Origin of the sequence: Bacillus sp. NPDC077411 (assembly GCF_044543425.1) — a bacterium.
Taxonomy (GTDB): Bacteria; Bacillota; Bacilli; order Bacillales; family Bacillaceae_G; genus Bacillus_A; species Bacillus_A bruguierae.
This window is the reverse complement of the sequence record NZ_JBITWA010000011.1, coordinates 24,297-45,931: the sequence shown is the minus strand read 5'-3', so window position 1 is coordinate 45,931 and position 21,635 is coordinate 24,297. Positions and strand designations below refer to the sequence as shown.

Annotated in this window: 21 protein-coding genes and 1 other annotated feature; of the genes, 6 read left to right on the top strand and 15 right to left on the bottom strand. The window is 36.6% G+C overall.

The window, feature by feature from the left end; genetic code table 11:
- The first annotated feature begins 45 nt into the window (after positions 1 to 45).
- Complete coding sequence (locus ACIGHG_RS15005) at positions 46 to 462, top strand: pyrophosphohydrolase domain-containing protein (protein ID WP_336470854.1); 417 nt, start codon at positions 46 to 48, stop codon at positions 460 to 462.
- 243 nt (positions 463 to 705) lie between these two features.
- Here the strand turns inward: ACIGHG_RS15005 and ACIGHG_RS15000 are convergent, their stop codons facing one another.
- From ACIGHG_RS15000 to ACIGHG_RS14990, 3 genes are all read right to left on the bottom strand, one after another.
- A complete protein-coding gene (locus tag ACIGHG_RS15000) occupies positions 706 to 990 on the bottom strand; it encodes a hypothetical protein (RefSeq protein ID WP_396549178.1) in 285 nt (94 codons plus the stop codon).
- Positions 991 to 1,072: 82 nt separating this feature from the next.
- Positions 1,073 to 3,481: a leucine--tRNA ligase gene (gene leuS / locus ACIGHG_RS14995; RefSeq protein WP_396549176.1), complete on the bottom strand. Its 2,409-nt coding sequence runs from the start codon at positions 3,479 to 3,481 to the stop codon at positions 1,073 to 1,075.
- Between the two features lie 65 nt (positions 3,482 to 3,546).
- Positions 3,547 to 3,831 (bottom strand) — a binding site (T-box leader).
- Positions 3,832 to 3,881: 50 nt separating this feature from the next.
- Positions 3,882 to 5,075, bottom strand: coding sequence for an MDR family MFS transporter (locus tag ACIGHG_RS14990; protein WP_396549175.1), 1,194 nt, complete (start codon positions 5,073 to 5,075; stop codon positions 3,882 to 3,884).
- A gap of 417 nt (positions 5,076 to 5,492) precedes the next feature.
- Between ACIGHG_RS14990 and ACIGHG_RS14985 the strand changes: the two genes are divergently transcribed.
- Positions 5,493 to 6,236: a hypothetical protein gene (locus ACIGHG_RS14985; RefSeq protein WP_396549173.1), complete on the top strand. Its 744-nt coding sequence runs from the start codon at positions 5,493 to 5,495 to the stop codon at positions 6,234 to 6,236.
- 76 nt (positions 6,237 to 6,312) lie between these two features.
- Here the strand turns inward: ACIGHG_RS14985 and ACIGHG_RS14980 are convergent, their stop codons facing one another.
- The 4 genes from ACIGHG_RS14980 to ACIGHG_RS14965 all read right to left on the bottom strand — a co-directional run bounded on the left by ACIGHG_RS14980 (position 6,313) and on the right by ACIGHG_RS14965 (position 9,894).
- Positions 6,313 to 7,185 (bottom strand): ABC transporter permease, encoded by an 873-nt coding sequence (locus ACIGHG_RS14980; RefSeq protein WP_396549171.1) that lies wholly within the window; start codon positions 7,183 to 7,185, stop codon positions 6,313 to 6,315.
- Positions 7,157 to 8,122, bottom strand: a complete 966-nt coding sequence (locus ACIGHG_RS14975; RefSeq protein ID WP_396549169.1) for an ABC transporter ATP-binding protein — start codon at positions 8,120 to 8,122, stop codon at positions 7,157 to 7,159. The genes ACIGHG_RS14980 and ACIGHG_RS14975 overlap by 29 nt, the downstream gene beginning before the upstream one ends.
- A gap of 65 nt (positions 8,123 to 8,187) precedes the next feature.
- Entirely contained in the window at positions 8,188 to 9,363 is a 1,176-nt protein-coding gene (locus ACIGHG_RS14970; protein ID WP_396549167.1) for an anti-sigma factor family protein, read from the bottom strand.
- A gap of 3 nt (positions 9,364 to 9,366) precedes the next feature.
- On the bottom strand, positions 9,367 to 9,894 hold the full coding sequence (locus ACIGHG_RS14965; protein WP_336471393.1) for an RNA polymerase sigma factor SigX: 528 nt from the start codon (positions 9,892 to 9,894) through the stop codon (positions 9,367 to 9,369).
- Positions 9,895 to 10,472: 578 nt separating this feature from the next.
- On the opposite strand from ACIGHG_RS14965, the gene ACIGHG_RS14960 reads away from it, so the two are divergent.
- On the top strand, positions 10,473 to 10,901 hold the full coding sequence (locus tag ACIGHG_RS14960) for a DUF5412 domain-containing protein (protein ID WP_396549165.1): 429 nt from the start codon (positions 10,473 to 10,475) through the stop codon (positions 10,899 to 10,901).
- Complete coding sequence (locus tag ACIGHG_RS14955; protein WP_336470845.1) at positions 10,898 to 11,410, top strand: DUF6584 family protein; 513 nt, start codon at positions 10,898 to 10,900, stop codon at positions 11,408 to 11,410. Before ACIGHG_RS14960 ends, ACIGHG_RS14955 begins: the two co-directional genes overlap by 4 nt.
- 122 nt (positions 11,411 to 11,532) lie before the next feature.
- Here ACIGHG_RS14955 and ACIGHG_RS14950 read toward each other — a convergent pair whose 3' ends face one another.
- The 8 genes from ACIGHG_RS14950 to ACIGHG_RS14915 form a co-directional block, all read right to left on the bottom strand.
- Positions 11,533 to 12,060, bottom strand: a complete 528-nt coding sequence (locus ACIGHG_RS14950; protein WP_396549163.1) for a cysteine hydrolase family protein — start codon at positions 12,058 to 12,060, stop codon at positions 11,533 to 11,535.
- Positions 12,061 to 12,211: 151 nt separating this feature from the next.
- A complete protein-coding gene (locus ACIGHG_RS14945) occupies positions 12,212 to 14,848 on the bottom strand; it encodes a collagenase ColA (RefSeq protein ID WP_396549161.1) in 2,637 nt (878 codons plus the stop codon).
- A 660-nt stretch (positions 14,849 to 15,508) separates the two neighbouring features.
- Complete coding sequence (locus tag ACIGHG_RS14940) at positions 15,509 to 15,952, bottom strand: hypothetical protein (RefSeq protein ID WP_090919381.1); 444 nt, start codon at positions 15,950 to 15,952, stop codon at positions 15,509 to 15,511.
- 115 nt (positions 15,953 to 16,067) lie between these two features.
- Positions 16,068 to 17,921 (bottom strand): FtsX-like permease family protein, encoded by a 1,854-nt coding sequence (locus tag ACIGHG_RS14935; protein WP_396549158.1) that lies wholly within the window; start codon positions 17,919 to 17,921, stop codon positions 16,068 to 16,070.
- Between the two features lie 16 nt (positions 17,922 to 17,937).
- Entirely contained in the window at positions 17,938 to 18,699 is a 762-nt protein-coding gene (locus tag ACIGHG_RS14930; protein ID WP_336470837.1) for an ABC transporter ATP-binding protein, read from the bottom strand.
- A 256-nt stretch (positions 18,700 to 18,955) separates the two neighbouring features.
- On the bottom strand, positions 18,956 to 19,318 hold the full coding sequence (locus ACIGHG_RS14925) for a VOC family protein (protein ID WP_396549156.1): 363 nt from the start codon (positions 19,316 to 19,318) through the stop codon (positions 18,956 to 18,958).
- A 114-nt stretch (positions 19,319 to 19,432) separates the two neighbouring features.
- A complete protein-coding gene (locus ACIGHG_RS14920) occupies positions 19,433 to 19,582 on the bottom strand; it encodes a hypothetical protein (RefSeq protein WP_003208774.1) in 150 nt (49 codons plus the stop codon).
- Between the two features lie 15 nt (positions 19,583 to 19,597).
- Positions 19,598 to 19,861 (bottom strand): YtzC family protein, encoded by a 264-nt coding sequence (locus ACIGHG_RS14915; protein WP_090919392.1) that lies wholly within the window; start codon positions 19,859 to 19,861, stop codon positions 19,598 to 19,600.
- Between the two features lie 105 nt (positions 19,862 to 19,966).
- Between ACIGHG_RS14915 and mnmL the strand changes: the two genes are divergently transcribed.
- On the top strand, positions 19,967 to 20,926 hold the full coding sequence (gene mnmL, locus ACIGHG_RS14910) for a tRNA modification radical SAM protein MnmL/YtqA (protein WP_396549153.1): 960 nt from the start codon (positions 19,967 to 19,969) through the stop codon (positions 20,924 to 20,926).
- Positions 20,923 to 21,495 (top strand): tRNA 5-(aminomethyl)-2-thiouridylate-methyltransferase MnmM, encoded by a 573-nt coding sequence (gene mnmM, locus ACIGHG_RS14905; protein ID WP_336470834.1) that lies wholly within the window; start codon positions 20,923 to 20,925, stop codon positions 21,493 to 21,495. Before mnmL ends, mnmM begins: the two co-directional genes overlap by 4 nt.
- The last annotated feature ends 140 nt before the right edge of the window (positions 21,496 to 21,635 follow it).

Genomic DNA, 21,635 nt, shown 5'->3' with positions numbered 1-21,635 from the left:
ATGTTACAATAACAATCGGAAAAGAACGAGAAAGGATGAAACAACATGACAATCGAAAAAGGTTTAGATAAAGGGTACGAACTTGTTGCGAAAATGCATGAAGTATTTGGTCACCCTGTTGCAGATACACCAACAAAATTAACAGAAGAGCGTGCAAAAATTCGTGCAAGCTTCATGCAAGAAGAACTAGAAGAGTTCTTAGAAGCAAACACAGTAGAAGATCAGTATGATGCACTAATTGACTTAATTTACTTTGCATTCGGAACGTTTGCCGAAATGGGTGTTCGTCCTGATAAAGGGTTTGAAATTGTAAACAATGCAAACATGGCAAAATTATTCCCAGACGGTAAACCACGCTTCCGCGAAGGTGACGGCAAAATTTTAAAACCTGAAGGATGGGAAGCGCCAGAACCACAACTTCGTGCAGAAATTGAGCGTCAACGTCAAGAAGCAAAAAAATAATATATGATTTCCATTTGAAAAGGAGCCACCTGTTAAATGGCTCCTTTTCTCTATTTCTTTTTCGAATCTCCCATTTGGGGTTGCTTTCCTTTCGAAGCATTTGCATCGAAATTAGGCTGTCTTTGACCAGTATTATTACTTCTTCCTTTACCCATATGTAACACCCCCTTCTTCTTTATCATTCCCAAATAAAAAATCTCCTTGCATAGAAGGAGATTTTACATAGTTGATAAATTTTACATTTTATTGGCCTTGATACGGCATGCCATAATGATGGCCATGGTGATGATGATGCGGATGATAAATAACATGTTGATAGCCATGGTGATGATGTGGATAATGATGATGATATGGATGATACCCCACATGATGATAACCATAAGGATAGCCTCCATGTGGATAATGTCCTACTTGCGTTGGAGGAAATACCCCCATACCGTATGGACTAGGCATTTGGCGTTGTTCATAATAATTCATTCGGTTCACCTCTTCTTCACGATTTAATGTGTCGATGTTATCATATTGCAAAAAGAGAAATAGGTGTTTGTCTATACTATAATTCCGCTTTAATATGCGAAAAAAGGCACCTAAAAATAGGTGCCCTTTTTCATTAGTTTGCTACGATATTTACAAGTTTTCCAGGAACAACAATTACTTTTCGAACTGTTTTCCCTTCAATTTGTTCTTTAATTGCTTCAAGTGCAAGTTGTTCCATTTCTTCTTTTGATGCGTCTTTTTTCATTGTTAGCTTCGCACGTACTTTACCCATGACTTGAACAACGATTTCAACTTCATCTTCTACAAGTTTAGACTCATCAAATGTTGGCCAACTTACATATGAAACTGTTTCGTTATATCCAAGCTTGTTCCAAAGTTCTTCCGCAACGTGTGGTGCAACTGGCGCTAACATTTTCACGAAACCTTCTACATATTCTTTTGGAAGTGTTTCTGCTTTATATGCATCGTTAATAAATACCATCATTTGAGAAATTGCAGTATTAAAGCGAAGCTCTTCATAGTCTTCTGTTACTTTCTTCACTGTTTGGTGATATACTTTTTCAAGATTTTTGTTTGGTGCATCAGTAATTTTCTCGTTTAGTTCACCATTATCTTGAACAAATAGACGCCATACGCGGTCTAAGAAACGACGAGCTCCATCAAGGCCATTTTCAGACCAAGCAATGGAAGCATCTAATGGTCCCATAAACATTTCATATAGACGAAGTGTATCTGCACCATGGCTTGCTACGATATCATCAGGGTTTACAACGTTCCCTTTTGATTTACTCATTTTCTCGTTGTTTTCTCCTAAAATCATACCTTGGTTAAATAGTTGTTGGAATGGCTCTTTCGTTGGAACAACGCCAATATCATATAATACTTTATGCCAGAAGCGTGCATATAGTAAATGAAGTACCGCATGCTCCGCACCGCCGATATAAATATCAACTGGAAGCCATTGTTTTACTTTTTCAGGATCTACAAGTGCTTCGCTGTTGTTTGGATCCATGTAGCGTAGGTAATACCAGCAGCTACCTGCCCATTGCGGCATTGTATTTGTCTCGCGGCGACCTTTCTTACCAGTCACTGGATCAACCACATTTACCCACTCTTCAATGTTTGCAAGTGGAGATTCGCCTGTACCAGATGGACGAATGTTCTCTGTTTTTGGAAGAACTAATGGTAATTCTTCATCTTTCACAGCTGACATTGTGCCGTCTTCCCAGTGGATAATCGGAATTGGCTCACCCCAGTAACGTTGACGGCTAAATAACCAATCACGAAGACGGTACGTTACTTTTTGATTTCCTGCGCTTGTTACTTCAAGCCATTCAATCATTTTCGCAATCGCTTCTTCTTTATTTAATCCATCTAAGAATGCAGAGTTAATATGTGCACCATCACCTGTATGTGCTTCTTTCGTAATGTCTCCGCCTTCTACAACTTCTTTCATCTGCAGTTCAAATGTTTTCGCAAACTCATAATCGCGCTCATCATGTGCCGGAACCGCCATTACTGCACCTGTTCCGTAGCTTGCAAGTACATAGTCAGCGATCCAGATTGGTAATTTCTCACCGTTTACTGGGCTAATCGCATAAGCACCTGTGAATACACCTGTTTTTTCTTTCGCAAGCTCTGTACGCTCTAAATCACTTTTCGCTTTTACAGAATCAACGTAAGCTTCTACTGCTTCTTTTTGCTCTGCTGTTGTAATTTCTGCAACAAGTGCGTGTTCTGGAGCAAGCACACAGTATGTTGCACCGAATAATGTATCTGGGCGCGTTGTAAATACAGTAAATTTCTCATCTGTACCGTTGATAGCGAAGTGAACTTCAGCACCTTCAGAACGGCCAATCCAGTTGCGCTGCATATCTTTTAAACTCTCTGGCCAATCAAGCTCATCTAAATCTTCTAGAAGACGATCTGCATAAGCTGTAATTTTCAGCATCCATTGTCTCATTGGACGACGCTCAACAGGATGTCCGCCGCGCTCACTCACGCCATCGATTACTTCTTCGTTCGCAAGTACAGTACCAAGTGCCGGGCACCAGTTTACTGGTACTTCATCAACGTAAGCTAAACCTTTTTCATATAGTTTTAAGAAGATCCACTGTGTCCATTTATAGTAGTTTGGATCTGTCGTATTTACTTCACGATCCCAATCATAAGAGAAGCCTAACGCTTTAATTTGGTTTCGGAACGTGTTAATGTTTTTCTCTGTAAATTCAGCTGGGCTGTTTCCAGTATCAAGCGCATATTGCTCAGCTGGAAGACCGAACGCATCCCATCCCATTGGATGAAGAACGTTATAGCCTTGCATACGTTTCATACGAGATAAAATGTCCGTTGCTGTATATCCTTCTGGATGTCCTACGTGCAGCCCTGCACCTGATGGATATGGGAACATATCTAGTGCGTAAAATTTTGGTTTGTCTGTTTCATCTGGCGTACGGAATGTTTTATTTTCTTCCCAATACGCTTGCCACTTCTTTTCAATTTCTTGATGATTGAAGCTCATGAAATACCCTCCATTCAAATTTTATATATTTTTCACCGCCAAAAATACAAAAAACCCCTCATCCCAGAAGGGACGAGAGGTTATATTCCCGCGGTACCACCCTAAATTAATGTCATAAAGGATGTTCAAAACGTCCAGTTAAGATAGCTATCGCATTTCTTTATCCTTCTTTTTGAACAAGCACTAATATACATTCGCTTAGATCCGTAACGTGGATAAACGGCAATCGCTACTTTGTTTCACAACTGCAACTCAAAGGCGAGTTCATAACGAAACTTGGATTGACTTGCACCGACCGTCAACTCTCTAAACCAGCTTCTATTACTACTACTCCTTCTCACTGTTATTACATATGAGTTATTTAAAGTATATTCTAAAACAAGTTACATGTTCCGTCAAACTAAACTGCAACTTTTTCGTCTCCTGTTTCTTCAACATGTACCCTCTTATCATACATACTCGTTGCGATAATTGCTACTACAAGCATTACCATTATCGCTATAAACAATACTTCCATATTATATACATCTACAATTGCTCCGCCCACAACCGGTCCAAACATTTTCCCAACAGTCGCTGCGCTATTTACAACACCTTGATAGAAGCCAATCTTATCATTTGGTGCAAGGATATTCGCAATCGTTGGCACAGCTGGCCAAACAAATAATTCACCAATTGTTAATGTCACCATCGCGACAAGGAACATTGTAAATTGCTGCGCTTGACTTAATACGATAAACGACACTGCAAAAATACCAATTCCGATCATAATTTGTTGTTTTAAAGAGCGTTTCATCGCACGAATCATCATACTTATTAATGGCTGGGCACAAACGATCATCGCTCCGTTTATCGTCCATAATAAACTATAGTGGCGAAGACTAATATTCAGTTCCTGCATGTGCGTCGCAATCGCTCCTTGCCACTGTACATACGTAACCCAGCATAAAGCATATGCTACACATACAATAAGAAGCGCCTTGAATCCCGGTGTAAGTGACCAACCATCTTTCGTTTTTTCTTTGACTGCTACACGCTTATCTTTCTTATCTTCCATACCACGGAATCCAATAAATGCGATTAAGAAGAAAATAAAGTATAAAATAAAGTTCGCTAAGAAAATATAATCGAAGCGATAAGAAGCAACTAAACCACCGCACGCCGTCCCAACGGCGATCCCAACGTTTTGTCCCACATACATCGCATTAAATGCTCTCCGGCCGCCTTCTGGCCAAACCGTTCCGACCATCGCATACATCGCCGGAAAGACCATTCCAGAACCAAAACCAATTAACGCAAGCCAAATAATATAAAATGGCCAGCCATGGAAAAATACAAGACCTAAAATTGATAATAATGTAATCACAATTCCAACTAAAATTGACTTATATCCGCCCCATTTATCAAATAAAACACCGCCGAGTAAATTACCGATTACTCCTGTTAACGAGTTAATCATTAATACCATTCCGGCCACAGATAATGACTTTCCTAAATGATCATGTAAATAAATTGTATTAAAAGGCCATAAAAAAGAAGCACCCGTGACATTAATAATCATCCCAGCTACTAATAGCCATACTTTCCTTGGCATAGTCTCCCTCCTATTCTTTTTTTCGTTCCTCTATAACAGTAAAATTGTAGTCGTTTTTAAATAAGAAGGCAACTGATTAATAGTTGATGAAATTCAGATAATGAGATGTAAACCATATAAATACACATTAAAAAACTAACATAAAACCATTTTCTTTTTAGGTGGGCGAGAGCGTCTGGCCATGCGTAGGAGCGGTCAGGGCCTTTTTCTGCCACATGCGATGGTTTGCAAGCAAGTGCAGATCATAATGTATTCCGCATAGCAGCGACTTATATGTAAAAACATAAAAAAATAATTACCGAAGGGTTTTTACATCGAAATACCATTTTATGAAAATTAACTATAAATATGGTATATTATAGAATAAATTAAAGATAATATAATGATATATACATAATTATATTTAGGAGAAAACTTATGAAAAAAGCTCGTTTTTATTTTATTTTTGCTTTCATCTTACTCTCCCTCTCTTGTATTCCGATGTTTCATATACTAAGAGAGTTATGGATTGTTACAAAAATAGAAAACACTTATGAAATACACGAAGCATATGTAGCTAAAGATGGATTTGAAGGTTCATTAGATGTTCAAGAATTAAATGTGAATGGTATCAACCTTAAAATAAAAGAAGAAAAAACAAATAAACTAGCACCACGCACTTTTTTTGACATAGAAGACAACGTTCCTCCTGGTGAAATCGTTAAAATTCATCTTTTTATAAATAATAAAGAGGTTTCTACCCCTGATGAGATATGGCTCTCAAATCGACAAAAAGGTGGAAAGTATTTTTCATGGTTAGATATATTAACCGTAAAAAACAAACGAACTGATGAACAGCAAGTTTATTTTGTGCAGAGATTAACAGATGACAATGCTCCTATGGAAAAAAGAAAATGGAAAATTATTCGCATCAATCAAGATGGTACTTCTTTCGAAGAACGCTTCACTTATAACGAAAGAAGCAATCATAATCTTGGTGTAAAACTTATTAATTTCTCGCATACAGGTTTAATGTCGATGGGACATCATTCAGACATAATGCAAGGATTTCCAAGCATGTTCTTTCCTCTACTTTATCCAATATTCACATGTTTATTAGGCGTTATGTTGCTAATCATGGCTATTGTATTACGAAAAAATAAACAAAAAGCTCATAATTAAAGCTCCTTCTCTACAATTGAAGGAGCTTTAACTATAATATATAAAGTGAGTCTTCCGTCAGTATTTTTTCATCTCCTTATAAATCACGTGATTTAAATGTACGCATCGCTATAAAAATAGCTGCTAACACATATAAAACAGCATAAACAACCATCATGTTACTCGGTGTTGAAACACTTCCGAACACGCCTTGTGAGGCGATTGATAAAGGATTGTCTGATGAATCAAATAAATAGATTGTCATTTTACGATACATTGTATCGATTGGGAATACAAGGCTTGCAATTATACCCATGTTCACAAGTGCTGCTTTATGTGCCAATGTACCGATTTGTTCAACAAATCCGCCAATAAATCCAGTTCCGTATAAAATAATTAACACAATGCCAGCATTTAGTGTTGCCATACGCGTACTTAGTAAGATCGCGATGCTAATTAAAATAACAGGCTGTAGCAAGAAAAGAGCCAATGCTTTTATAATCTGCGCGGCTGTGAAATCTAAATGAAACGTACTTCCTCCCATTGTTTGATGGATAAGCACGATACTTATAAACAGGAAAACTGCGTACGCAATCAGTAACAAGCATAAGCCGATCCATTTCCCCATTAAAAAGGAAAAGCGTGAAATTGGTCTCGTTAGCCACGTATCAATTTGATGACTTTCAATTTCATTGGCAATGCTGCCAACACTACTTAAAATAGCTAATAACGCTGTGATAAACGAAGAAAAGTACAACCCCACTCCAAGAAGCTGTGTAGAAAAGAAACTCTTACTCATAAAGTCTTGAGCTGACGAAATACCGCTAGATTCTCCTGGAAGGATTTCACTGACGGCATAATGAATGGCCACTCCATAAAATATTAAAAAGGCAAATGTCATACATAACGTAATGGTAAAAATACGTTTTAACAGAATTTCTTTAAATGATAATTTGGCGATTGTCCACATGCTGCGTCCCCTCTTTCTTATTTACCCAGTACATAAACACATCTTCCAAATGCGGATGAACCGGATTTAGCTGATACACAGGAATGTGTAGTGATACAAATGCTTCTAACAATCTAGGAATGTCATCTTCTTGTTGCAGCGTTATAATCCAGCGCTTACGATTTTGCTGTTCTTCTATCTTCCTTACATTTTTAATAAACGAAGGCAGTTGTTTAAAGAATAATTCGCTCTTTTCACCAAGTGTTACTTCAACTTCCGTTTGAATCATCATCAATGAGCGCCAATCTCCTTGTACAATTAACTCTCCCTTATTAATAATCGCCACGTGATCACATACATGTTCAATTTCATTTAATAGATGGCTATTTAAAAATACGGTCTTCCCTTGGTCACGAAGCTCTTCCATTAAATGACGTACTTCTTTTCGCCCGATTGGATCAAGTGCTGATGTTGGCTCATCTAAGAAAATCAATTCAGGATCAGAAAGCAGAGCACAAGCAAGCCCGATACGCTGCTGCATTCCTTTTGAATAACCGCGAATTTTTTCTTTCTCCCTTCCCTTTAGACCTACTTTTTCAATAACCTCATTCATTTTTGCTTTCCGCTCCCGAAAAGGAAGATCGCATAACTTTGCATGCGTTTCAAGTAACTGCCAACCAGTCAGCCAATCAGGATAGCGAAACAGTTCAGGTAAATAGCCAATGCGCCGTTTTGATTCAATCGTCCCAATCGGTTGCCCTAACATTTGTGCTGTTCCAGAATCAGGGTAAATTAACCCAAGCATCGTTCGCACAAACGTACTTTTTCCTGCACCGTTAGGACCTATAAATCCGAATACAGTACCGCGCGGCACATCTAATGAAATGCTTTTGATACCGCCTTTTCCATTATATTGTTTTGTTAAGTTCTTCGTTTGAATAATCCAGTCTTGATTCATGTTTTACCTCCGCTCCATACAGGAACAGAGCCGCCCCTTTTTGCGGAGCCGCTCTTGTTCAATCATTATTTTAGTTCATTTGCAAGTTTAATAAGATCGTTTGCATTCGTATCTTTCCCCTGCTCTTTATGTTGCTCAATCATATGCAATTTCCCTTCTTTTTCCCACACAAGCACATTTTCATAATCCGTACTATATAAAACCGCCTTCACTCCTTGAACCTTTGTCTCTGATGCTTTTGCATCTTTTGCTACATAAGGAATCGGCAATGTATGTGTCCAATCTTGAATACCTGCAAGCTGTGTTTTTACATTCCCAGGAATAATCGGAAGCTCTAAAACTGTTTTTTGTAATTTCGCAACATCTACACCTTCTGGAACAGAAATTTTTGGTGCATCAATCACATTATAAGAAAAACCACTTGATGTTCGATTGCCCTCAACATCTATTTGTGTACGTACTGATTCTGGAACTGTGATTGAAAACTGCTTGCCATTCAAAGCACTTTCAAACTGCGTATTGCTCTGTAGTTGTTTCAACAACTTATTAGCTTTTTCTGTATCGAGTTCAAATTGCATAATAAATGACGGGTTCGTATCTACACTCGTTACATGGTATCCATTTGGTACTTTTGGAACAGCATATCCAGCTTCTCTCGCTTGCTGTTCCGACTGAAAATGAGCATCTTTTTTACTTCCGTTATCTTTGATTCCTATTTTCCCAATTCCTTTAATGGACTTCTCTCCTTCTTCCATATGAGAGATCCATCCTTCAATTTCATGTAAGTCCGACTCGGTAAGTTGAACTAATTGCACATCCTTTACTCGAAAAATCGATAACAAGTTACTTGCTCCTGCCCGTACTTCTGGAACTGTTAAAGACACACACACAATTGCCGCTGCTGCTGCTCCGGTAATCCAACGTTTAGATGATTTCTTCATATTATGCCATCTTCCCTTCTTTTTGCTTTCTTCACTGTTTATTTCTTCTGTTTTATGAGTTCGGATATTTTGTTCAAAGGTTTTCCAAGCTTGGTCAACATCGATATCAATTTCTTGACTAAAGTTTGCAAATTCATCATTTAATATCACTTGTTCCCATTGATTAAGCTTGCTCACTTCTTCTAACTTCTGTTGACATGCTTTACATTGATCAAGATGCTGAATATATTGCTTTCTTTCATCACGGTTTAACTCTCCATCTAAGTATGACTGAATAAATCCAATATCTTGGCATTTCATTTGTTATCCCTCCTTCATCCCTCTATACATTTTCCGGAATTTTGCTTTCGCTCGTGCTAGCAATGTTCCAACCGAGGATACTTCCATCTGGGTAGCCTCCGCTATTTCTTTGTATTGAAACCCCGAAAACTTCATTAATAAGAGGGTCCGTTCACGCTCATCCATCTCTTTTAATGTACTTTGTACGCGAGTAATTTCTTCATTTTGAATACATTGTTCTTCCGATGATGGACTACTAATTGACTGTTTATAATTTGCTTCTTTTTCGATTCTTGCTTGATGCCTTTTTTCAGATCGCAAATAGTTATATGCTGCATAAATGGATGCCTTTGCAAGCCATGCTGATACACTTTCAATCTGTTTCCATTCTGTATGATATAATTGCAAAAATACTTCCTGTGCTAAATCTTCAGCAATTGCTTGATCTCGCACAATCCTCATAATCTGTCTCACAACGTGAGCATAATATTCTTTAAATACATCTTGAAACTGTATATTGGAAACTGAATCTTGTTCATATATATTTAACAATGAAGCTTTCACCTCCACTCGTTTTTTCCTCCTTATTAGCTACTGTCACTATAAAGAAACCACAAACTAGTTATTTGTGACAAAAAAATAAAAAATATTTTCTTGTATTGAAACTAATTTTTATCCCTTGCCCTCTAAGATATTTTGTTGAGAAGCATAAATCTATATATAAGTTAAAAAACAACATAAAAACCTCCTTTCTTTTTAGGGGGGACAAGAGCATCTGGCCGCGCATAGAAACGGTCAGGGCCTTTTCCTACCACATGCAATATTTAAAACAAAAGGAGGAAGCAAGTACAGGTCATGTTGTATTCTGCATAGCAGCAACTTATAAAGAAAGGCGGAAGACGCGAAGCCACCGACTGTTCTAGCCGCTGGAGCTGGATCATAAAGAAAGGTGGAGCCGACAGGACTAGGAGGCAGAGCTAGACAAAGATGTCGAAAAATTAATATATATATAAACCTAAATAACGACATAAAAATCCTCTGTTTTAGTGAGGCGAGAGCACCTGGACACACATAGAATTTATACATAAAATGGTATAAAATACATATAATCATTTTTAAAGGAGAAGTAAATGGATACTAAAAAAGCACAAAGAGAAATCAAGAAAACAAAGAGAAAAGTAGGAATTGTATTACTTTCTACGTTGATGATTGGAGCTGGCTTTATATATTGGAAGTTTTTTAGTTTGCAAGGTGTTCCAACAGGAAAATTAATTCGAACAGTTGAATCTCCAAATGGAGATTATAAAATAAAAACTTATGTTCAAGATGGAGGCTCATTAAGTGCAGACGCCGTTAGAGGTGAATTGGTCCATCTTAAAACGAATTCTGCTAAAACGATATACTGGAATTATCCTGATAACGATCCAACCATTGAATGGATTGATGAAACTACAGTTACAATCGGAAATCAAACTTTACATATTCCGAAACAAGAAACATATGATTGGCGTGACGATAAAAATTATAAAAGAGAATATCCTAAACAATTTTCAAAATGAAAAAGGAGGATTATACAATCAACAACATACCTAAAAAAACGTTAAAAAAGATTGAAAACGATATTACAAATAATGATTTAGGAAAAGCAAGAGATCGACTACATGGCTTGATTTCGACTTATCCTAATGCATTAGACCTTCGTAAGAAACTAGGAGATGTTTATTACAAATTACAACACCCCGCAATGGCTGGTCGATATTGGTACTTAGAAGAGCAGAAAACATCTGAAATGATTGAGGCGTGTTCACTATTTGAGAAATCTATGGGGAACAACGCTAATCAGATAGCTAGAGCCTTAAAATTTAAAGGGGATAACGAAATAATTCAAAAGTTATGTTCTGAACCTATCGCATCTTCTCTGCAAGAAAAAGTAAAAGAAAGCATGATCGAAGAATATGAAGAAACGTGGCAAGATAAGCTCGTTCCTTTTGGATGCATCTCGGCGCTTATATTAATCATTTTGTTTGCTCTACTTGGTATTTATACTGTCTTTGATTGGATATTTTAATAACTTATTCTTAAAACAGGAGGCTATGTATGCAAAACCTCCCAGAGTTTGTTTTTGCAACCATGTATATCACTCGCTAACAAAAAAGCTAGCAAACCAATGAATCGTTTGCTAGCTTTTATTTATAGCACTGTATCTAATTCTACAATTTTTAAAAATCGGTTATTCCAAATGTTTTCATGATGCTTAATCATTTGCTCTGCTTCTAATACTGCACTTGTTATTGTACTATGTGTATTTCTAGCAAGAAGGTTATTTTGATATCCTAAGCTATAAGCAGCTCGAATTGTAGTATCCAAACAAAATTCAGTTTGAGCTCCTGCAAAAATAATTTGCTCAATTTCTTTCTCTTTTAAGTAGTTTAATAGCTCTGTTTGATAGAATGCATCCCATTTCGTTTTTTGAATCACTTTATCTGAGGAGGCCCTAGCTAATCCTTTATGTAATTGCCAGCCATCTTTCCCTTCAAACATTTCATCTGTTTCCTCTGTATCTGTATGTTGAATGAAGATAACGGGGATATTTTTTTCATGAGCCTTCGTAATTAATTCGTTGATATTTTCAACTACGCGTTCTTTATCATATAAAAAGTTTTGCGGTTCAAGAAAGAAAATCTCTTGCATGTCAATGACAACTAAAGCTTGTTTCATTACTATTCTCCACCCTATTCGTTTCTTTTTTATTATAGCATTTTTTACCAAATCGTGTCATTTTTTTGATGAAATAATGATGAGGAGGATGATACAATGTAAAATCCAGCCACAGATTCTCTATGGCTGGATTTTTAACTCTTACTTTCAACTATTTTACCTCTACTGTATAATTCCCTGTTCCACCGCTATATTTATATACACTCAAATAATATTTTCCCGGCTTCGCATTATAATTTCCGAGCAATTTGTTTCCGTCGCGTTTTGTTGCATAGGCGGCATAATTATTTAAGTCTGATTCAGAATATAATACCCAATTCATTCCAAGGTTTTGTTCATTCGTAACGGTAATCTGTAAATCTTTTGCTGTCTTCACATCAATAACAAACCGATCAACTTGATCTTGATCACTTAGGTTACCTCGTAATAATGTGTTCAGAGATAGTGGATTAGCTGTATTAAATGAATCATTCGGTTCTTTTTCTACGCTATTATCTTCTTCAGTATTCACTCCGCTAAACACAACATCATATTCAAATTGTCCAGCCGCATTGACATGGTAATTCACAAAATAAGCAGTCAATGTTTTATAGCCGCTCCACTCTTTTTCAGAAAGATGCTTTAACATCTCATTCGTTGCTTGATTCATCGCTTTCCAGTCCTCAGTTTCTCCTTTTGACGCACTTCCTGTATATGTTCCTTGTAGTGTAAATGTATTAAAGAATTGTGATTTGTTTTTTGTTACCTTCACATTTGTTAGCTTTGCCTCGTTAGTAATATCTGCTGCAACATCAGAAAGCGCTTTCGGTTTATGCTCTGCTAAATAATCATCTGATACCTGCGGAATTGTATACTTATCCCGATTATCAATCAGCATTTGCATATAAGATTGGTATTCTTCATTTAATTTATTATCCTTACTTAATGCAGAGCGGTACGCATCATAACCTGGAACATCATTTGCACGAATTAAATCATGCACTTTATCAAACATACCAGAGCGATTATTATACATATAAGATTGCAATGCAAACGAATAGTTATAAAAATCCCACGTTCCGTATTTTGCATACAATGTTTGCTCTGCCGTGTATCGTTTCGTTGGATCATTAGATAATCTGTTAATCATACTTTTTCGCGGTACAACGCTATCTAATCGCGTTGATCCTGCAAAGAACTCCGCGTTTCCTTCTTCAAACCAAGTCAAACGTTCATCTTGATACATGTTTCCCTGTCCCCATAACCCTGGAACTTCATATCTTCCCTGTAAATAGTGTGTAAATTCATGACGGAACAATTCCTCCAAACTAAAAACACTTTGCTGTGGTGTACGTTCATATGTGAAGAACGTTCCGATTCCTTCAATGTAAATACCACCATTATTCGTTTCATAGCCATACAATTGACGGTTAAATTGATATTCGTCGGGACTATTGTAAATAACCATTGTTAACACATCATCAGCATGTCCGCCCTCGAGCGGCTTATCACTACCAACTGTACGATAAAATTGAGCGCGTACTTCTTTTGCCGCCCAGTATAAACGTTTAATTTTATCCTCAGTCACTTTACCTCCCGCTTTCAAGACGATTGCCCCGTCATCAAACGTATAGGTTTTAGGCAAATATTTCTTCTTACCATCTTCTCGAATTTGATCTAAATTTACTGTTTTTCCGTTCGCATCTACTCCGCCGTAATTTGTAACAATTTGTTCTACCGCAACAAAATATTGCTGTCCTAAATATGGATAAATCCACATCGCTTCTGTTGCAACTTGCTGTCCTTTTGCCTGTGTACTATGAAGCTTACCAAATCGGCTAGCATAGTAAATTCCATTATTAATTAACCATCCGTTTTTGTCTGTTACCGTACCAATGAGTGCAAAACGACTTATTTCATTAATAAAGCTATCGATATTCCTATACCACATCGTATCTTTTGGTTCTTTGTCTGTATCATACATATACGACTGAACATCATAATCAATTTCTTTCATCAAATTATATATAGCATTACCTTTTGTCCGATCTTCAATAAACGTGGAAAGATTATCATTATATTGTTTAAAAATTTTAGCAGCATATTGAATGATTTCAACATCACTTGATGCCCCGCCAATTAACATTCCATACGATGAAATAACTTTGTTTTGTTCCGATGTACCAAGTTTAAAATTCGGATTTTTTGCAATCGCTTTCAAAGATGGCAAACATTTATCATGATAGCTGCGTTCACTTAGTTTACTTAATTCTTGATGATAAAAACCTAAATAAAATCCCGAACGTATAACTTCTACTAATGTCTCAATTCCTTTTGAATCGTCCTGCGTATACGCTTGGCCTTGTTCTGCTAGTTTATCAATAAGCGCTTGTATCCGGCTATCATCTTGATAGAACTTCAGACTATCACTATTAAACTGAAATAATTCCGGAATTTGATACCATTGAATCGTAACAAGAAGATCGGCTAATTGTTTGTTGCTTAATTGATTTAATTCAGCCATCGAATATTTTTTTTCTTCAGCCAGCTGTTTAGCATCCTCTTTTGGTGCTGGCGGACGCTGCGATAAATCTGCTAACTTTAACCGTTTTGTAAAAGATGGACTTTCTTGTACGTTCGAAGAGTGCGCTAACTCATCAACGGATTTCTTTAATCCTACCGGCTCCATTTGTAATACATTCTTCGTATTTTTCTCTTTTGCCTCTGCTTGAATTTGCATGCCATTACATGATATAGTAACAAGCCCAACACCAAGCATCAGTTTATAAAATTTCGAGTATTTCGCCATGCTATCTCCTCCTTTTTAAAATAAAGAAAATTCTGACTTTTTAAGCTAAAGCTTTCTTTCATGTACCTTTACTAGACAACCTCATCCCCATTGATACCTGTAAAATAAGTTCCAATATTTTCAATAAGTATTCCCTTATTGCAGCTACTGCTAAATTTATTTATCCCCCTTCCTTATTTCAGATAAGCAAGAACCATGCCAATATTAAATTTCATAGAAAAAATGAATTTTTATCAGAATAATCTAATGATTTATACACCAATAATTTAGTCATGTATAAATTATTTGACATAAAAATTCCCTTTCAATCAAAAGCATCCTGAAGTTAATTGTTCTGTCGCGAATAAAAATGATATCGAAAAATGTCGAATTAATAAGAATATTGTCTTTTTTTCATTGATTCATTTTATTTTTAATGATACACTCATATTATAAAGAAAGAGTAAAATGAAAAAACCCTTCAGCTTTATAATTTTCCGAAAATTAAGTTTTTAACCATTTTACTGTTCACTTCCATGCTTGTGTTTCTCCTACTCTTTCTTTTTAGCGTCCCCCCTTATCAAGCTACCCTTCTTGATAAGGGGGGATTTGTGTATAAAATCCTTGTTCATTAAAAAAAGCACTTTTGAAATTTCATAAGTGCTTTTTAAAGTTAGCAAATTATCGATTAACAAATTGCATTCCTATATCTGTTGCATCTTCTTTATTTAAGTGATAGATTGTTTTGTTTCCAACACATTGAACATAAGCTTCGGCATAGTATGGTTCAACGCTAAACAATACTACATTAAATGTAATTCTTTTCCCGTCATCTAACACAAAATCAATTTTACGGTGCGAAGATTGTTCAAAAAATCTCTTCTTAAAAAATTCTTTTTGTGTCACCACTTTTTTTGAACTCGTTAACTTTTGAAATACATCTCTCGCATCTTTCCCGCCATCTGTAATCATACCCTCGGCAACCGAATCTGTTTCTAAATATTGCACCTTTGATATCATATCAGGTGTTAGCGCTACTTTATCTTCATGCTCTATTAGAAAGATATATATAAATAAAGGAACGAATATAAATAATAAGCCGAATACTATTTTTTTCTTGTTCATTTTCTCCCCCCCTCGTATAATCGTAGCACAAAAAACTTTATATCAGATTTACTAAGTTAAATCATTCTTGTAGATGTAAAAATACCGAGCATCACCGCTCGGTATTTCCCAAATTCTATTCCTCTTTCGGAAGAACAATTCCTTTATACAATTGAACGGTAATAAAATAATAGATCATATAAATGACTACGAAAATCAAGATTGGAAGCCATACACGGAAGTAAGGATTAATTAAAATGAACGAGAAGATGTTCATACCAACTAATACGTGGACAATCCCTACGATTCCTGGGAATAGGAATACTAAGAATAACTCTTTGTAAATTGATTTCGTTAATAATTCACGGCGAACGCCAATTTTGCGAAGCATTTGGTAACGTGTAATATCGCTTGATGCTCCTGAAAGAATTTTAAACATTAAACAACTTGCCATCATTGCTAGGAACGCAATTCCTAAGAAGAATCCCATAAATACTGTTCCGCTTGCAATGCCGTAAAATCCAGTATAAAATTGGTTCTTACTTTGCAAGGAATTTTCTTTTATATTTTTATATTTAGCTAGCTGCAATTCGTCAATTTTTTTCCATTCTTTTTTATATGTTAAGAAATCATCTACTTTTCCAATTAATGCAACACCCTCTTTGCCTTGCAAACCATCATACATTTTTTGATCTACAATTTTGATTGTTTGATTAGGGGATACATAAGATAGATGAATTGTGCTTAATGCCTGATCCCACTCTTTTGGAATCACATTATCAGATTTTTCTTGACTGGAACTCAAAATCGCACCTACTGGCAGTTCTTCAGAAGCTCGTTTTACTTTACCGATATCTTTCATCCCTTTAAAAACTTTTAAATCTTGTATTAAAGGACGATTTTTCTCTAAATCTTCTTTTAAATAATACACATATTTATCATCTATTTTATAACGATATTCATTTTTCTCTTTAAATGTAATACCATCTAAAATTTTCTTTTCTTCGGCTGTTGGATTATGAATTGCAACATCATAAATTGCCAAACCATCTACAGTAAGCATAACATTATTTTTAAATGCCATACCGCCAGAAATCGCACCTGCTCCAAGCGCAACTAACATCGCTACTGTCGCTAATACTTTTGTTAAGCTATTAATACGGAAATTTAATTGTGCAAATGTAAAGGCATTAAGTCCTTTTTCAGTAACCTTTTTATTACTTTTAAGCTTTTTAATAATAAGCGGAAGGAATGTTCCAAATAACATGTAAGTTCCGGACGTTACAGTAATTAATGCTATAATAATTCCCATTTGCGCCAACTTGTCCATGTAAACCATAGAAGCATAGCCGATTGCTAACAGAATAATTCCAACGAATGCAGCTATAACAGTCTTTATTCCTGTTTTAGAAACACGATCCGTTTTAGAATCTGCATGAACCAGTTGCAGAACCGTAATACGCGATAATTTGATACTATTCATAATTGCTGATAAAACAAATAGTACTAAGAAGAAAATACATGTAACAAGCATAGATGGGACATAAAACGCATGATAGCCACCTGCAGTAAACTCAAGCTGCTGCATAAGTAGTTTACCAATTCCTTGCGCTAGCCCTATACCAACTGCAATACCAACTACAAGAGATGCTGCTCCTAATACAATTGTTTCAATAAACATGAGCATTGTAACCTTATGTTTTTTCGCTCCTAGCATCATGTACATACCAAATTCTTTTTGACGAAGTGATAGTAAGAAAGAATTTGCATATAAAATGTAGAAGAATGTAATGATAGCTAATAGTACCGCACCAGCATGGAAGACGAATTGAATACTACTAATTACAGAATTCGCTTCAATAAACGCTTTATTTAGTGCTAACGTTTGAAACATGTAAAAAATCGAAATTGACATAACAAGACCAACGAGTAAGACAATATAGTCTTTCAGCTTACTTTTCAGTCCTGACATGGAAAGCTTAAATAACATGCCTGCCTCTCCTTTCTTACGCTTTTTGTGTGCCTAAGTCTGCCAGCACATCTAAAATTTCTTTATAAAATTCTTCACGTGTACCCTTGCGGTGAATTTCTTTATATAACTCACCATCTTGGATAAATAAAATACGTCGGCAATAACTTGCACTATACGGATCATGTGTAACCATCATAATAGAAACACCTTGTTCTTCATTTAAGTTTGTCATCGCATCTAACAAACTTGTTGCGTTTTTGGAATCCAGCGCTCCTGTTGGCTCGTCACCTAAAATAATGGCTGGTTCATGTACAAGTGCACGTGCCGCCGCTGAACGTTGCTTTTGTCCCCCAGATACTTCAGATGGATATTTTTGAAGAATCTCTGAAATTCCTAGCATTTCCGCTACCTTCTCTACTTTCGGTCCAATCTTTTTTGAAGGAACCCCTTGCAGTGAAAGAGGCAATGCAATATTTTCATAAATTGATAGGTTTTCTAGTAAGTTAAAGTCTTGAAATATGAAGCCTAATTTTTGTGAACGAAAATCAGATAATTCCCCCTGCTTCATTTTCGTAATATCTGTACCTGCAATTTCAACAACGCCGTCCGTCGCTTTATCTAATGTTGAAATAACATTCAATAATGTTGTTTTTCCAGAACCAGAAGGTCCCATAATCCCAACAAATTCACCTTCTTGAATGGAGAATGATACACCCTTTAATGCATGTGATTGACTTTCACCTTTTTTACCGTATACTTTTTGAACATTCTTTACGTCTACAACTGGTGTTTTCATATAAATCCTCCTGTACTTTGTTTTCCTGTTCCTATTTTGCTCTTTTAAAGCATTTCCTGCCATAGATTAAACTTACATTTATCTTACAATTTTGTAAGATATATAAACGGCTCCATATGTTACATGTAAACACGTAGCATATGGAGCCGCTTGTTATTTTAAGATATATATTTTCATTTCTCGTAATAAAGTTACATTATTTTACCATAACGAACATAAAAGAGGCTGAGCTCATATAAGCTCAGCTTCTTTCATTTTATCCTTTTAAAACAAACTTATTACCTTCGTTATCTTTAAAAATGGCAAATGTACCCCATGGCATTTCATTTGGCTCTTGTGTAAATTCCACACTATTTTTCCTCATTGTTTCATATGTATCTGTCATATTTTCCGTTACAAATACAATCGATGCTTTTAGTTCATTTGCATTTTTCATCATTGATTTTGGATAAATAACTAGGTGAGAACGTGTATCTTTCGGTCCTACTTCAATCCAACTTGCATTTGGCCCCATTGGATCATTACGGTATATTTCAAATCCCGCTTTCTCTGTCCAAAATTGTAGTGCCTTTTGCTGGTCATCTACGTACACGGCTACTGTGCCGATATGTACAATCATGCTTCATTCCTCCGCTCTGTGATATTCGAGCATTATTATAATACATCTCTCGTACGTATGAAAAAGAAAGCAAATTTCCATAAGAAATAAAACCAGGTCATATTTCGACCTGGTTTATTCTGATTGCTTTGATTTTTGTGGTTGGCCTTTTTTACGATTTCTTTGCTTTGCTTGTACTACTGGATCTAATTCATTTGAAAACTCAGCATTATGTCCGTTTTGTGTTTTTTGCTCTGGGTTATTTTGATCTGAACGCTTTGCCATCCTTATCGCTCCTTATTAATGCGGTGTAATAATCATTTGATGTTGTAATTGTCGTATTGCCATACGTGCACGATTCAGCTGTTCACGTTGTTCATCATTTGCATAGTGCTGCATCGTTTGCATCTCATTGTAAGCTTGTTCTAATTGAAGCTGCGCATCAGAGTAGTTCATTTTATTGTAATGCTCTTGTCTCATTCCAATGTCCAATTGTTCTTTTGCATATTCCATTGCTTGATGTGCATTTTGGATGCACGCTTCCAGTGATTCACGCTCTGCCATGATTGTTCCTCCTTACCAATATTTCTCCTTTAGCTTGTCCGTTCTATATGAACCTTATGAGTATGTTATAATGATTTTTGCTCATATCTTTGAGGAGGAATAACTATGAAGGTCCAAAATCCTTTCCCATATTCAAACGACAATAAACGTTACCATACGTGGAACTACCATCTACGCGGGCATTTCGGCGAGAAAATCTTTAAAGTTTCTTTAGATGCTGGATTTGACTGCCCAAACCGTGATGGCACAGTTGCGTACGGGGGCTGTACATTTTGTAGTGCGGCTGGTTCCGGAGACTTTGCCGGTGACCGCCGTGATGATGTTGTTACGCAATATCATGAAATGAAAGAAAAAATGCATACGAAATGGAAAGATGGTAAGTGTATTGCCTATTTCCAAGCTTATACGAATACACACGCTCCTGTTGAGGTGTTAAAAGAAAAATTTGAACCACTTTTAAAAGAAGAAGGCGTTGTCGGTCTTTCTATCGCTACCCGGCCAGACTGCTTACCTGATGATGTTGTCGAATATTTAGCTGATCTAAATAAGCGTACGTACCTTTGGGTCGAGCTTGGCTTACAAACCGTACATGAACGTACAGCGCTTTTGATTAACCGCGCTCACGATTATCCTTCTTATGTAGAAGGTATAAATAAACTTCGTAAGCATAACATTAACGTGTGCTCACACATCATTAACGGTCTCCCTCTTGAAGACTATGACATGATGATGGAAACAGCGCGCGAAGTGGTAAAACTTGATATTCAAGGAATTAAAATTCATTTGCTACACTTATTAAAAGGAACGCCTATGGTGAAGCAATATGAAAAAGGACAACTACAATTTCTATCTCTTGAGGATTACGTAAATCTCGTTGTTGACCAGCTTGAAATCATTCCATCAGATGTCATCGTACATCGCATCACAGGTGACGGTCCACCTGACTTAATGATCGGTCCGATGTGGAGCTTGAACAAGTGGGAAGTATTAAATGCAATTGATGCTGAATTTGTACGCCGCGGCAGCTGGCAAGGTAAATATGCAAATGAGGTGAAGACAGTATGAAATTAGAACGCATCTTACCTTTTGCCCGCACGCTGCTAGAACGAGCGGTGAAAGAAGGAGATTACACTGTTGACGCAACGCTCGGCAACGGACATGATACGTGCTTTTTAGCAGAGCTTGTCGGCGAGAATGGAACAGTATTTGGCTTCGATATTCAAGAAGAAGCAATTACCAATTCAAGCACACGGCTGCAAGAAAAAGGACTGACTGAGCGTGCCGTTCTTATTCATGATAGCCACGATACATTAACAGCCGTATTACCAGAAGACGCAAAAGGAAAAGTAACAGGAGCTATCTTTAACTTAGGCTATCTTCCTGGCGGTGATAAAAACATCGTCACAAAACCAAACTCAACTCTTTCTGCCTTGCAGCAGTTATTAGAAGTTATGGCACCAGAAGGAATTATCATTCTTGTCATTTATCACGGACATCCTGAAGGACAAATAGAACGCGATGCCGTTGTCAAATTTGCCGGGCAGCTAGATCAAAAAGAAGCACACGTACTGAAGTACGAATTTATGAACCAACAAAATAACCCGCCGTTTATTATTGCGATTGAAAAGAGATAAAGTGAAACTTCCATCAGTGACGCTTTTCTCACTGATGGAAAGCCCGCCCAATCGGGCTTTTACGGGCAGTTTTCTTCCCCGTGCATACCCACTTTACTGCCCGTTAATGCGGGATAAAGCGCCTGGCCAATATATCGGCG

What these genes read in the sequence shown, in the direction of transcription:
- ACIGHG_RS14955 (WP_336470845.1), top strand. Translation starts at nt 10,898, where the DNA reads ATGAAAAAGGAGGATTATACAATCAACAACATACCTAAAAAAACGTTA.
- ACIGHG_RS14920 (WP_003208774.1), bottom strand. Translation starts at nt 19,582, where the DNA reads ATGGCAAAGCGTTCAGATCAAAATAACCCAGAGCAAAAAACACAAAAC.
- ACIGHG_RS14915 (WP_090919392.1), bottom strand. Translation starts at nt 19,861, where the DNA reads ATGGCAGAGCGTGAATCACTGGAAGCGTGCATCCAAAATGCACATCAA.
- ACIGHG_RS14940 (WP_090919381.1), bottom strand. Translation starts at nt 15,952, where the DNA reads ATGAACAAGAAAAAAATAGTATTCGGCTTATTATTTATATTCGTTCCT.
- ACIGHG_RS14970 (WP_396549167.1), bottom strand. Translation starts at nt 9,363, where the DNA reads ATGAAATGCCAAGATATTGGATTTATTCAGTCATACTTAGATGGAGAG.
- ACIGHG_RS14925 (WP_396549156.1), bottom strand. Translation starts at nt 19,318, where the DNA reads ATGATTGTACATATCGGCACAGTAGCCGTGTACGTAGATGACCAGCAA.
- ACIGHG_RS14975 (WP_396549169.1), bottom strand. Translation starts at nt 8,122, where the DNA reads ATGAATCAAGACTGGATTATTCAAACGAAGAACTTAACAAAACAATAT.
- leuS (WP_396549176.1), bottom strand. Translation starts at nt 3,481, where the DNA reads ATGAGCTTCAATCATCAAGAAATTGAAAAGAAGTGGCAAGCGTATTGG.
- ACIGHG_RS14930 (WP_336470837.1), bottom strand. Translation starts at nt 18,699, where the DNA reads ATGAAAACACCAGTTGTAGACGTAAAGAATGTTCAAAAAGTATACGGT.
- ACIGHG_RS15005 (WP_336470854.1), top strand. Translation starts at nt 46, where the DNA reads ATGACAATCGAAAAAGGTTTAGATAAAGGGTACGAACTTGTTGCGAAA.
- ACIGHG_RS14985 (WP_396549173.1), top strand. Translation starts at nt 5,493, where the DNA reads ATGAAAAAAGCTCGTTTTTATTTTATTTTTGCTTTCATCTTACTCTCC.
- ACIGHG_RS14945 (WP_396549161.1), bottom strand. Translation starts at nt 14,848, where the DNA reads ATGGCGAAATACTCGAAATTTTATAAACTGATGCTTGGTGTTGGGCTT.
- ACIGHG_RS14990 (WP_396549175.1), bottom strand. Translation starts at nt 5,075, where the DNA reads ATGCCAAGGAAAGTATGGCTATTAGTAGCTGGGATGATTATTAATGTC.
- ACIGHG_RS14935 (WP_396549158.1), bottom strand. Translation starts at nt 17,921, where the DNA reads ATGTTATTTAAGCTTTCCATGTCAGGACTGAAAAGTAAGCTGAAAGAC.
- ACIGHG_RS14950 (WP_396549163.1), bottom strand. Translation starts at nt 12,060, where the DNA reads ATGAAACAAGCTTTAGTTGTCATTGACATGCAAGAGATTTTCTTTCTT.
- mnmM (WP_336470834.1), top strand. Translation starts at nt 20,923, where the DNA reads ATGAAATTAGAACGCATCTTACCTTTTGCCCGCACGCTGCTAGAACGA.
- ACIGHG_RS14960 (WP_396549165.1), top strand. Translation starts at nt 10,473, where the DNA reads ATGGATACTAAAAAAGCACAAAGAGAAATCAAGAAAACAAAGAGAAAA.
- ACIGHG_RS14980 (WP_396549171.1), bottom strand. Translation starts at nt 7,185, where the DNA reads ATGTGGACAATCGCCAAATTATCATTTAAAGAAATTCTGTTAAAACGT.
- mnmL (WP_396549153.1), top strand. Translation starts at nt 19,967, where the DNA reads ATGAAGGTCCAAAATCCTTTCCCATATTCAAACGACAATAAACGTTAC.